This is a genomic window from Pseudopedobacter sp. (assembly GCF_040392825.1).
GTDB lineage: Bacteria > Bacteroidota > Bacteroidia > Sphingobacteriales > Sphingobacteriaceae > Pseudopedobacter.
In genome coordinates this window covers 1-11,549 of record NZ_JBEBVH010000117.1, presented here as the reverse complement: position 1 = coordinate 11,549, position 11,549 = coordinate 1, and the positions used below count along the sequence as shown (strand labels likewise).

12 protein-coding genes and 1 pseudogene are annotated in these 11,549 nt (G+C 35.2%); 6 read left to right on the top strand and 7 right to left on the bottom strand.

The annotated features are described in order from the left end of the window. Positions 1-30: 30 nt before the first annotated feature. Complete coding sequence (locus ABWO41_RS09815) at positions 31-600, bottom strand: RNA polymerase sigma factor (protein ID WP_353137171.1); 570 nt, start codon at positions 598-600, stop codon at positions 31-33. Positions 601-705: 105 nt separating this feature from the next. Then, positions 706-1,887 carry a nicotinate phosphoribosyltransferase gene (pncB, locus tag ABWO41_RS09810; protein WP_353137168.1) on the bottom strand — a complete coding sequence of 394 codons (1,182 nt, stop codon included), beginning with the start codon at positions 1,885-1,887 and terminating at the stop codon, positions 706-708. 114 nt (positions 1,888-2,001) lie between these two features. On the opposite strand from pncB, the gene ABWO41_RS09805 reads away from it, so the two are divergent. Both ABWO41_RS09805 and ABWO41_RS09800 read left to right on the top strand, forming a co-directional pair. After that, positions 2,002-2,358, top strand: coding sequence for a VOC family protein (locus ABWO41_RS09805; RefSeq protein WP_353137165.1), 357 nt, complete (start codon positions 2,002-2,004; stop codon positions 2,356-2,358). 47 nt (positions 2,359-2,405) lie between these two features. After that, on the top strand, positions 2,406-2,894 hold the full coding sequence (locus ABWO41_RS09800; protein ID WP_353137162.1) for a hypothetical protein: 489 nt from the start codon (positions 2,406-2,408) through the stop codon (positions 2,892-2,894). A gap of 9 nt (positions 2,895-2,903) precedes the next feature. Here the strand turns inward: ABWO41_RS09800 and ABWO41_RS09795 are convergent, their stop codons facing one another. Together ABWO41_RS09795 and ABWO41_RS09790 are read right to left on the bottom strand one after the other, a co-directional pair. Further along, entirely contained in the window at positions 2,904-4,208 is a 1,305-nt protein-coding gene (locus ABWO41_RS09795; RefSeq protein ID WP_353137159.1) for a cryptochrome/photolyase family protein, read from the bottom strand. 39 nt (positions 4,209-4,247) lie between these two features. Beyond that, positions 4,248-4,781: a GNAT family N-acetyltransferase gene (locus tag ABWO41_RS09790; protein ID WP_353137156.1), complete on the bottom strand. Its 534-nt coding sequence runs from the start codon at positions 4,779-4,781 to the stop codon at positions 4,248-4,250. A 258-nt stretch (positions 4,782-5,039) separates the two neighbouring features. Here ABWO41_RS09790 and ABWO41_RS09785 point away from each other — a divergent pair, with 258 nt between their 5' ends. Together ABWO41_RS09785 and ABWO41_RS09780 are read left to right on the top strand one after the other, a co-directional pair. Then, positions 5,040-5,951: an NAD(P)/FAD-dependent oxidoreductase gene (locus ABWO41_RS09785; protein WP_353137153.1), complete on the top strand. Its 912-nt coding sequence runs from the start codon at positions 5,040-5,042 to the stop codon at positions 5,949-5,951. A gap of 133 nt (positions 5,952-6,084) precedes the next feature. Then, complete coding sequence (locus ABWO41_RS09780; protein ID WP_353137150.1) at positions 6,085-8,382, top strand: DUF5703 domain-containing protein; 2,298 nt, start codon at positions 6,085-6,087, stop codon at positions 8,380-8,382. A gap of 70 nt (positions 8,383-8,452) precedes the next feature. On the opposite strand, the gene ABWO41_RS09775 is transcribed toward ABWO41_RS09780, so the two are convergent. Beyond that, complete coding sequence (locus tag ABWO41_RS09775) at positions 8,453-8,638, bottom strand: hypothetical protein (protein ID WP_353137147.1); 186 nt, start codon at positions 8,636-8,638, stop codon at positions 8,453-8,455. Positions 8,639-9,052: 414 nt separating this feature from the next. Between ABWO41_RS09775 and ABWO41_RS09770 the strand changes: the two genes are divergently transcribed. Then, the gene (locus ABWO41_RS09770; RefSeq protein ID WP_502945644.1) at positions 9,053-9,622 is read left to right on the top strand and encodes an RNA polymerase sigma factor; all 570 of its coding nucleotides are present in this window, start codon (positions 9,053-9,055) and stop codon (positions 9,620-9,622) included. Between the two features lie 6 nt (positions 9,623-9,628). Next, the gene (locus ABWO41_RS09765; protein WP_353137144.1) at positions 9,629-10,732 is read left to right on the top strand and encodes a S1C family serine protease; all 1,104 of its coding nucleotides are present in this window, start codon (positions 9,629-9,631) and stop codon (positions 10,730-10,732) included. Positions 10,733-10,806: 74 nt separating this feature from the next. On the opposite strand, the gene ABWO41_RS09760 is transcribed toward ABWO41_RS09765, so the two are convergent. Together ABWO41_RS09760 and ABWO41_RS09755 are read right to left on the bottom strand one after the other, a co-directional pair. Continuing rightward, positions 10,807-11,253 carry a MaoC/PaaZ C-terminal domain-containing protein gene (locus ABWO41_RS09760; protein WP_353137141.1) on the bottom strand — a complete coding sequence of 149 codons (447 nt, stop codon included), beginning with the start codon at positions 11,251-11,253 and terminating at the stop codon, positions 10,807-10,809. A 100-nt stretch (positions 11,254-11,353) separates the two neighbouring features. Further along, positions 11,354-11,549, bottom strand: a pseudogene (locus ABWO41_RS09755) (gfo/Idh/MocA family oxidoreductase); the annotation flags it as partial.

Sequence of the window (11,549 nt, the reverse complement as noted above, 5' to 3'; positions counted from 1 at the left end):
GGAGCGATTGGCCTGAATGTAACAGGTTCATTATTTAAAATGTAGTAATATAAGCAAAGAGAGTATCTGAGTAAGCCTTAACCTTAAATAGGTACTGGCGGTATTCAATTGGTTCTGAACTGTTTTTCTTGAAACATTCAGCATTTCGGCTATCTCAGCGGTAGTTAATCCATCATGATAATGTAACAGGAAAATTTCTCTGCGCTTTTTAGGCAGGGCATCTATCCAGGATTTTACCAAGCCCAGAATTTCCTTTTCCAACATCGAGTTTTCCGGAGATATCGGCGAAACCAGTATGTTTTCGAAAGCAGACAAAAACTCAGAAGTATCCGGTGTTCTTGCACTGTATTTAAAGACCTGAAATTTAACGGAAGTATGTAAATAAGCCCCTATATTATGAATATCTACCGATTCCCTTCTATCCCATAAGGAAACGAAAACGTTTTGAACGATGTCCTGGCTTTGCTCTATATCTTTTAATCTCTTATAGGCAGCATTGAAAAGCTCTTTCCAAAATGTTTTATAAATTAAGGAAAAAGCCGCTTCATTACCGGCTCTCAATTGAGATAATGTGTCACTATTTATCAGACAATCGGACATTCAGGTTTAAAATATACAGCTACTAATTTAAGAAATTCAAATTTATAGCGAATATCTAAAAAAGCATCATATATATTTACATTATTCTTGCGAATATTAGCTTTATCAGTTTATACCCAAAATTTCCTTCGCCAGCTGTATGGTCTCCGGATTGCCGGTATATTTACCTTTTTCGTCAGAAAGCTTAACAACTTCCGTCCACGAATCGTTATGTGGACTGGTTTCAATCATTTTAATAACGATATTCATAGGCTCAGGGCCGGCATCGTTAGTTAAGTTTGTTCCAATACCAAAAGACATTTTTATTTTCCCTTCACAATAAGCAGCAATACGTTCTACCTTGTCATAATTTAAAGCATCGGAAAAAATGATAGTTTTAGACAACGGATCTATTCCCATGCTTTTGTAATGTTCAATTACTTTATCGGCAAATATTAATGGGTCTCCGCTATCATGCCGTACACCATCAAATAGTTTAGAAAACATCTTGTCGAATTGCTGTAGAAAAACATCTGTTGTATAAGTATCTGATAAGGCAATTCCCAAATCTCCGCGGTAAACCTTTACCCAATTTTCCAGACCTAATGCATTAGACATTTTAAAACCATAATGAGCTGCGTGAAACATAAACCATTCGTGTGCATGCGTTCCAATAGGTTTTTCATTATAAATCATAGCCATATGTACATTGCTGGTTCCTATAAAAGAACCCCTACCGTATTGTTGCATCGTATGCAATACTAAACGATGTACTTCGTAAGAATATCTTCTTCTCGCACCAAACTCTGCTACCGTTACCCCAAGTTTTTTGAACTTCTCAATCTTTTCCTTACTTCTGGCGATAATACATTCATTGCTTTCTCTCACCGCATTTGCAGCTACATAAAAAAGTTCGGATATAAGCGACATTAAAGGCACTTCCCATAATATAGTCCTGTACCACAAGCCTTCTATTTTTACTTTCAGATCTCCCCCAGCCTGTTCAATATGTACTTCTTCCGGATTAAAGCGGTACCCTTCCAGAAAATCCAGATATAGCGGATCCAAATACGGACAAGTCTTTTTCAGGAATTTCTTTTCTTCTTTAGTAAGCTGAAGCAGCGCCATCTGGTCGACAGATTTTCGGAGTAATTGAGCAAAACCTTCTGGAAAAACATGCTTTCCCCGATTGATAAACTGGTATCGGGCTTTTGCATAAGGAAACAGTCGTATAACACCTTGCTGCATCGTAAATTTGTAGAAATCGTTATCTAAAATGGATATAAGAGAAACGGGATGCATGTTCATATGATAAACCTATAAATTACAAACGAATTTGATACACTATAGTTTGCATATATAATTCTGATTAACAAAAATTCGAAACCTATAATTTATATTTGATGCAATAATCAATTTACAATGCTTAAACTAAAAAAGACAGACCATATCACAGTTAACTATCCTGAGGGAAAATCTGATGTTGCGATTCATTTTTATAAAGATATATTAAAGCTGAACGAAATTCCCAGTATGGTTGCTAATGCAGTATGGTTTCGTATGGGAGACATAGAATTACATATTACTGCCGGAGATATCGAAAATAAATTATCTTCGAAACATACCGCTTTTGAAGTAGAAGATCTGGAAGCTGCTAAATCTTTTCTGACTGAAAATAATATTGAGATTAAATATTCATCTAAAATTGAAGGCAGAGAAAGATTATTTTTTAGAGACCCTTTTGGTAACAGGTTCGAGCTTGTGGAATATTTGAAATAAAAACCAGATGCAGTGCTATTTGTTTAACTTTAAATATTACCTGGCTTATGAAAAACTTCATTTTCGCATTGCTGCCACTGGCTATCTTCTATTCCTGCATGAATAGCAATAATAATCAGCACACAGAACAGGAACCAGATACTATAGAAAATATAGCGCAAGACATCAGCAATAAAAGTTTATTGCAGCCTTGTTATATGGCTGTTGTTGGCAAAGACTCGGCTTTTTTGCATATAGAGAAGGATAATGCAGAAGTTAAGGGAAAACTGTTTTATAAACCGCTGGAAAAAGATTCCAGAAATGGAAGTTTTGAAGGTATACTGATTAATGATACACTTAAACTGATTTATACATTCCAGGCCGAAGGTACAGAATCTGTACAGGAATTATATCTAAAATTAGACGACAACAAGCTTGTAGAAGCAGTGGGCGAATACGAAGAGAAAAACGGAAAAATGGTATATAAACAACCTCAATCTTTTGACTTTTCCGGAAAAAGCTTTGTCTTTTATCCCTCCGATTGTTTAGATAAATAGAAATATTGATTACTTATTAGCCAGAGCTTGTTTGTAAGTATCTAAAGCCCGCTGTCTGGCAAATTGATGTTCTACAATTGGTTGCGGATATGCTGGAGTATCTATTTCCTGAACCCATTTTTTAATATAAATACGCTCAGGATCGAAACGCTTTGCTTGTTCTGCCGGATTAAAAATCCTGAAATAAGGAACAGCATCGCATCCCGTACTTGCAGCCCATTGCCAGCCACCATTATTTGCACTCAAATCATAATCATTTAGCTTCGTAGCAAAATAAGCCTCGCCCCAGCGCCAGTCTATAAGCAAGTGTTTGATTAAAAAGCTGGCAGTAATCATTCTAACTCTATTGTGCATAAAACCTGTCGCATTTAATTCACGCATACCGGCATCAACTATCGGGTATCCTGTTTTCCCCTCACACCAGGCTTTAAAATCCTCTTCATTATTTCTCCAGAGAATATGATCGTAATCTGTTTTAAAAGCATGATTCACAACATTTGGATAATGGTATAGAATCATCATATAAAAATCTCTCCAAATTAATTCGTTCAGATAAGTTTCGTTATAGACAGCAGCATAAGCTACCAGCTTTCTGATGCTAACAGTTCCAAACCTTAAATGTACGCTAACCCGGCTTGTTCCGGGTAGAGCCGGAAAATCACGGGTTTGATGGTAAGTTTGAATCAGCGTTTTGCTCAGGGAAAATTTTTCAAAAGAGACATCTGTTTTTTCAAAACCTAAAGATGCTAGAGAAGGAAATTCGAAGTTATCTCCTTTATATAAGTTTCTGTAGTACTTTTTACAAGGATAAGATTTAATATAAAACTCATTAAGTCTGGCTTTCCATTTTCTGCTGTAAGGTGTGAAAACGCTATACGGAGAACCGTCATCTTTTACAACCTCCTGCTTTTCGAAAATACATTGATCTTTAAATGACTTAAATGAGATATCATTTTCCTCAGCTAACTTTTTTACCTGTTCATCCCTAAAAATAGCTTTTGGCTCATAATCGTGATTGGTATAAATAGCTTTTATCCTGAATTGACTGAACAGCTTTTTGAATGTGCGTATTGGATCGCCGTATTCAACCAGCAAGGCAGATGCTAGTTTATCTAAGTCCTCTTTTAAATCGGATAATACCTGATAAATAAAATCAACTCTTCTATCCTCTTTACTATCTAATAAATTTAATATGGTAGTATCAAATATAAATAAGGGTAAAACATTCCGCTCATTTTTCAGAGCATAATACAACGCAGCCTGATCATCTAATCTTAAATCTCGTCTTAACCAAACCAGTGTAATGTCTTCCATAACGAATTATTCGAAAGATTTGTAATTATAATTGATAAACTATTTTTGCTGCCAGTCTTCTTTTGTAATACAATAAACGAAATTATACCTCGAAGCTTCTCCAAAATAAGAAACTTCCTGTTCATCAATCTTTTTAGCATTTAAACGGGTAACAGCTATTTGAGACCGAATATTGCTTGCGCCTACATGAAAATAAACTTTTGTAATAAACTGAAATACATAGTCCAGCATCAATTCCTTAACCGAATGATTAATTCCGGTTCCCCAATATGCAGTAGCATAAAAAGTATAACCTATAAAAACACTATTATCTTCTTCGTTATAATCATAAATTCTTGTACTGCCTATAATATCTCCGCTAGCTTTCGCTACAATTCTAAATGCACCTTTACTTTTTATCGCTCCTTCAAAAAAGATACGGAAAACGTCTTGTTGCCAACGATCCTTACTTGGATGCTGCTCCCATATCATAGGGTCTGAAGCAACCTGATACAGCGCGTCAAAATCCTCTTCTTTCAATGGATAAAGAATCACTTTATCATTTTCTAATGTAACCCGAGTATCAATTTTCATAATTTTTTCATCAATTCAGCTGGAGGGTAACGTCCCGTCTTACAAAGTAAAAAAACTCTTCCGACTATTTTGATATCATATTAAGAAACATATGATAAAGTTGAACAAGACCTTATAAAGCAGAATAACTTTTATAATCCGAATGCAAGTTTTTAATGCAACACGATTGCAATAGCAATATTTCTATTAAATTAGCACAACAATTGTGTACTCATGAAGTAGAAATAAATCCTGTTCACATACATAAACACTCTAAAAATGAACGATAAAAATTTTGATGTCATTATCATCGGTGGAAGTTATGCCGGACTCTCGGCTGCAATGTCTTTAGGACGCTCATTACGAAATGTTATGGTTATTGATAGTGGCACTCCCTGCAATAGGCAAACTCCTCACTCTCACAACTTCCTAACGCAAGACGGAAAAACTCCTAAAGAAATTTCTACGCTGGCTAAAGAACAGGTACAGCAATATAATACCGTAAAATTTCATAACGGAATAGCTATAAAAGCCACAAAAATGGGAGACAATCGATTTGAAATAGAAACCGAATCTGGTGAAACATTTACTGCAAAAAAACTGGTTCTTGCAACTGGAATAAAAGATCTCATGCCGGATATCGAAGGCTTCTCGGCTTGCTGGGGTATTTCCGCTGTCCATTGTCCCTATTGTCATGGATATGAATTTAAGAATAAAAAGACAGCTATACTGGCTAATGTAGAAGTTGTAGCCCATCTTGCTCCATTGGTAAACAACCTCACAAATGACTTAACTATACTCACTAATGGTCAGGAAGTTACATTTAGTGAAGACCTATTGGAAAAATTCCATAAATACAACATTAATATTATCACAGATGAAATTATAAAAATGGAGCACCAGGATGGTTCCCTTGAAAGTATAGTATTTAAAAATGGGAAAAAAATTCCTTTTGACGCAGTTTATAGCAAACCTGCGTTTGTACAAACAACAGATATTCCGGTTTCTTTAGGTTGTGAATTAACCGAACATGGCTATATTCAAGTAGATAACCATCAAAAAACAACAGTTCCGAATGTCTTTGCATGTGGTGATAATGCTTCGCCAATGCGCGCTGTAGCCAATGCTGTTGCTGCAGGAAACCTTGTTGGTGCGCTAATAAACAAAGAACTAACGGAAGAACGTTTTTAAATGCGTTTATAATTCAATATCAATTAGCTTGTGTTTTATAGCATATTCCCTTTATTCTATATCATATTAGCAAAATTTTTATACTCAGGTTTTTCTTGCGTATTTTTCGATTTAAATCATTAATACAGGCATAATGAGGTTGTTTTACGTTTTTATCTTTGTTTTAACATCGAAGTTTTTATTTGCTCAGGATCAGCAGATTCAGCAATACAATCCGATATGGACTGTGCAGAGCAAAAACTCTGGAGAATCTATGCCAACCGGTGGCGGAGATATTGGTTTAAATGTTTGGGTAGAAAATGGGGATATTTTATTTTACATATCAAAAACCGGGACTTTTGATGAAAATAATACTTTGTTAAAACAAGGAAGAGTAAGAATAAAATTAACTCCTAATCCATTTTCCGGGGGAGAGTTTAAACAAGAACTTCATTTAGATAAGGGTTATATCCAAATCAATGGTGGTACAAAAAATTTAAATGCTGAAGTAGTCATCAGAACTTCTGCTTTTCACCCTTTAATTAATGTTCAGCTAAAAAGTAACCAAAACATTCATGCTCAGGCTTTTTATGAGAATTGGCGATATCACGATTTAATTCCTAAAGGTAAGGAAAACAATGCCAATTCCTGGAAATGGGCCCCTCAGGGCGATGTAAGAACCCACAAAGACAGTATTACTTTTGAAAAAAACGCTATTGTATTTTTCCATAGAAATAAAGATTATACGGTATTTGATGCAGTTGTTAAACAACAGGGACTAGAAGAGATAAAATCACAACTAGATAATCCAATCAAAAACCTAACTTTTGGAGGACTTATAACGGCCGATAATATGCAGGCTGGAACTACTTCTTCAGGTAAATATCAGCATACTGCATTTAAATCCTGGGAACTTAAAAGCATAAAAGCTGCCAGGAGTTATAATATCCAGATCCAATTGCATACGCAACAAACACCCGATATCAGCCTATGGAAAAAGACCCTCTTAAACAACTTTGCTAACGCAAAGAAAGACAAACAAACATTCCAGAAGACAGAAAATTGGTGGAGAGATTACTGGAAAAGAAGTTATATACATATTGAAAATTCAGGAAGCGTAGATTGGAAAATAAGCAGAAATTACCAGCTTTTCAGGTATATGCTGGGTTGCAATGCCTATGGAAATTTACCTACTAAATTTAATGGTGGTTTGTTTACTTACGATCCTTATCATGTAGATACTACACTTAATTTTACTCCCGATTTCAGAAACTGGGGCGGCGGTACACATACAGCTCAGAACCAACGCCTGGTTTACTGGCCTATGTTAAAATCGGGTGATTTTGATATGATGCCAGCCCAGTTTAATTTTTATCTGAATGCATTAAAGAATGCAGAACTAAGAACGCAATATTACTGGAACCACAAAGGCGCTTCCTTTACTGAACAAATTGAAAATTTCGGTTTTCCTAACCCTGCAGAATACGGATGGAAAAGACCGGAAAACTATGATAAAGGCATGGAATATAATGCCTGGTTGGAATATCAGTGGGATACTGTTTTTGAATTTTGCATGATGATGCTTGAACAGGAAAGGTATGCAGGGAAAAACATTTCGGAATATATTCCATTAATAGAAAGTTGTCTTACATTTTTTGATGAACATTATCAATATCTTGCCAAACAAAGAGGAAGAAAGGCTCTAAATGAAAACAATCAACTGGTTTTATATCCTGGTTCGTCTGCGGAGACCTATAAAATGGCCTATAATGCGTCTACAACCGTAGCAGCTCTGCAGACTATATTAAAATGTCTGATAAGTCTGCCAGAAAAATATATCAGTGCCGAACAAAGATCTCACTGGGGAAAAATGCTGGAACGTATTCCGCCTCTTAGTTACAGAGAAGTTGATGGTAAGACCGTAATTGCTCCGGCCAAACTTTGGGAAAGAATTAATAATACCGAAACACCACAACTTTATCCTGTTTATCCGTGGGGAATATTCGGAATTAACAGACCTGGTTTGGATACGGCTATCAATACTTACAAATTAGATAAAGATGCTCTAAAATTCAGGAGCCACATAGGGTGGAAACAAGATAATATCTTTGCAGCAAGATTAGGTTTAACTGATGAAGCCTGGCGATTGACTTCTGCTAAATTGAAAGACTCTGGAAGGCGGTTTCCCGCATTTTGGGGACCAGGTTTTGATTGGGTTCCAGACCATAATTGGGGTGGTTCTGGTATGATTGGTCTGCAAGAAATGTTATTACAGGAAAATGGAGATCAACTTATACTGTTTCCGGCATGGCCAAAAGACAAAGACGTTAGTTTTAGGTTACATGCGCCAAAACAAACTATCATAGAAGCCAACTGGAAAAATGGAAAAATGGAAAAACTGAATGTAATTCCGGAAAGCAGACGAAAAGATATAATTGTAATGATTAGATAAAGAGAAAAAATTGAAAATAAAAAAGGGAGTAGAAAATCTACTCCCTTTTTTATATGGATTTCTTCAATAATTATTGAGAAACTACTGTATCAACAACTGTAGTGTCAGCACCTGTAGTGTCAACAACAACTGTAGTATCAACTGCTTCAACTGCAACTGTATCAGTGTTTTCTTCAGCTGGTTTGTTAGAGTTACAAGCAACTGCTGATAAAGAGATAGCTAAAGCGAAGAATCCGAATTTAAATAAATTTTTCATGTTAATTTTCTATTTTAATTTTTATGATTTTAAACATTAATACCCTAAATCGAGAAAGGTAACCCGGGGTTTTATCTTTTTTTACAGAAATTCACCAAAACAATCACAACAAACTGATTATCAACAATATAATTTTATTTATTTTTTAATAAAAAGTTGGTTACCCCTTTTTAAGCGATGCAAATTATAGTATTTAAATACAAAACACTTACCTAAAATTATAGCTTCTAATTTTAAAAGACTAATTAATAAGGTTCTGACTGGCGAGGCTCTATTTTTTTTTCTATATTATAACATCTGGATTATCTTTGGATAGAAATTGGAAAACAAAAACCGAAAACGATCGGCTGGTATTTTATAAGGAAATATTTTTCTATAGATTGGGTTACATTTTAAGAATAAGCGTATTAAATAGTGAGTGGTAAGTTAATGCATTCTAAGCCGACAGATAATGAAGTTATTTTAGGAATACTAAATAATTCATCAACTATATTGAATTACCTCTACAAAGAGTATTATCCGATGGCTTTAAAACTTGTACTGAATAATAATGGAAGCGAAGAAGAAGCTAAAGATATCTATCAGGAGTCTATTATTATTTTGCATAACAAGATTAAGAATGGAGATTTTGAGTTGAGTAGCAAGCTCAAAACATTTATATACTCTGTATGTCGGAGGCTGTGGTTAAAAAAACTGAGCCAGAAAGGCCGTTATACTGAAGATATAAATGAGTATGGCGATCATATACCGGTTGAGCAGGATTTGGAACAGCAGGAAGAAAGAGACAAGCATTTTAACATGATGCATGATGCCCTTGAAAACCTTGGTGAACCCTGCAAAACCATTTTAGAGGACTTCTATATCAAAAATCTTTCAATGCAGGAAATTTGTGAGAAGTTTGGATATACAAATGCAGATAATGCAAAAACTCAGAAGTATAAATGCTTACAGCGACTCAAAAAAATATTTTTCAATCAAAAGTAAAAGAACATGATGAGTGAGCTTGATTTAATTAAAAGAATCGAATCTTACCTTCTTCAGGAAATGAGTGAGCAGGAGAAGCTACAATTTGAAGAAGAAAGGAAGAATAATGCAGCTTTAGATCAAAAAGTTGTAGAACATATCGAGTTCTTAAAGTCTATTAAAACTTATGGCGAGACTAGATCTTTAAAATCTGCCATGAACACCATTCATGAAGAGATTGATGTAGCCGCTTTAAAAGAAGAAGTTGTAGAACGTAAAACGAAGCTTGTAGAGCTTTGGAGTAGATATAAGCGCAATTTGGCTATTGCTGCTACCGTTGCTATTATTACTACGTTGGGAACTTTATTTTCTACCGGACAGTTGACCAATCATGACGATAATACGTCTTATAGTGCATTAAAACGAGATATGGAAACAATCCGCAAATCGCATAATGCATTGGTAAGAAATATCAATTCTAAATCTACAGCAACGAAAACGGTAGCTCCTAGTCAATTTGGAGGTACAGGGTTTGCGCTAACTTCTACAGGATATATAATAACTAACTATCACGTAGTACAGGGTGCAGATTCAGTTTACATTCAAAACAATAAAGGAGAATCTTTCAAAACACAAACTGTATATGTAGATCCTTCTTATGATATCGCTGTATTATATATTAACGATCCTGCTTTTGAGCACTTAGGTAATTTACCCTATACCTTCAAAAAATCTTTAGCAGATTTAGGTGAAGATGTATTTACTATAGGTTATCCTAGAGATGAAGTTGTTTTAGGTAAAGGATATTTGAGCGCCCGTACTGGTTTTGGTGGCGACTCTATCCAATATCAGGTTTCTATCCCTGTTAACCCCGGAAACTCAGGCGGACCATTATTTGATGCAAAAGGAAATGTAATTGGTGTAATCAGCGGTAAGCAGAACCAAACAGATGGAGCAGCTTTTGCTATTAAATCTGATTATATCCTGAAAGCTGTGGAAAGCATTGATCAGGATTCCATGAAGAATAAAATTTTTATTAACAAAAAGAATACTCTTGCCTCTCTAAGCAAAACACAGCAAATTAAGAAGATGCAGGATTACATATTCATGGTTAAGGTTTATAATAACTAAGTATTTTAACCACAATACAAAAAGAGCGCAAAGTTTTAAAATTTTTGCGCTCTTTTTGTTGATATATCTTTGATTTAAGCGTTTTTGCGCTTTACCAATAAAATATGATCTGCAACCAGAACTACCTCCCCTTTTTGGTTGATAATTTCTACATGTTCTGTTACCGTTCCATATTCTGGCTTCTTGGCATCTGACTTTTCTGAAATAGTTACTTCTGAATGAATGGTATCACCAATAAAAACCGGCTTTACAAAACGCAGACGATCATACCCCTTAGAAAATGCTTCTGGATTAATCTCAGAAGCGGTTAAACCAATGCCAATGGCAAATATCATGGTTCCATGAGCTATACGTCCGCCGAAGGGTTGAGTTTTGCACCATTCAGCATCCATATGATGGGGGAAGAAATCTCCCGTATGACCTGCATGAACCACAAAATCGGTCTCTGTAATGGTTCTGCCTAAAGTTGTTCTTTTATCGTTTAATTGATAGTCTTCAAAAAATGTGGATTTGAAATACATAATCTTCAATTATTAATCTTAATTTTTAATGTTTAATAAATCTCGAAACCTAAGTCGAATGGTACTAAAACTTATTCTTTTGTCTTTATCTAAAAAACCGCTATCTAACTCCTCCCTTTGCACTGGACTCATAAGCTTTTTCTACCCATTCCATCGTATGGATAACATCTTCTACCGAAGTAGGTAAAACCGCTATTTCGCCATTTTTATAACACATTACACTGGCCATTGTTCCCACAAAGGCATCCGGAAACCAGGAGCCTTCCAAGGTTATAGATTTCCACTCCGGAACTTTT

What these genes read in the sequence shown, in the direction of transcription:
- pncB (WP_353137168.1), bottom strand. Translation starts at nt 1,887, where the DNA reads ATGAACATGCATCCCGTTTCTCTTATATCCATTTTAGATAACGATTTC.
- ABWO41_RS09795 (WP_353137159.1), bottom strand. Translation starts at nt 4,208, where the DNA reads ATGGAAGACATTACACTGGTTTGGTTAAGACGAGATTTAAGATTAGAT.
- ABWO41_RS09805 (WP_353137165.1), top strand. Translation starts at nt 2,002, where the DNA reads ATGCTTAAACTAAAAAAGACAGACCATATCACAGTTAACTATCCTGAG.
- ABWO41_RS09785 (WP_353137153.1), top strand. Translation starts at nt 5,040, where the DNA reads ATGAACGATAAAAATTTTGATGTCATTATCATCGGTGGAAGTTATGCC.
- ABWO41_RS09775 (WP_353137147.1), bottom strand. Translation starts at nt 8,638, where the DNA reads ATGAAAAATTTATTTAAATTCGGATTCTTCGCTTTAGCTATCTCTTTA.
- ABWO41_RS09780 (WP_353137150.1), top strand. Translation starts at nt 6,085, where the DNA reads ATGAGGTTGTTTTACGTTTTTATCTTTGTTTTAACATCGAAGTTTTTA.
- ABWO41_RS09760 (WP_353137141.1), bottom strand. Translation starts at nt 11,253, where the DNA reads ATGTATTTCAAATCCACATTTTTTGAAGACTATCAATTAAACGATAAA.
- ABWO41_RS09790 (WP_353137156.1), bottom strand. Translation starts at nt 4,781, where the DNA reads ATGAAAATTGATACTCGGGTTACATTAGAAAATGATAAAGTGATTCTT.
- ABWO41_RS09800 (WP_353137162.1), top strand. Translation starts at nt 2,406, where the DNA reads ATGAAAAACTTCATTTTCGCATTGCTGCCACTGGCTATCTTCTATTCC.
- ABWO41_RS09815 (WP_353137171.1), bottom strand. Translation starts at nt 600, where the DNA reads ATGTCCGATTGTCTGATAAATAGTGACACATTATCTCAATTGAGAGCC.
- ABWO41_RS09765 (WP_353137144.1), top strand. Translation starts at nt 9,629, where the DNA reads ATGATGAGTGAGCTTGATTTAATTAAAAGAATCGAATCTTACCTTCTT.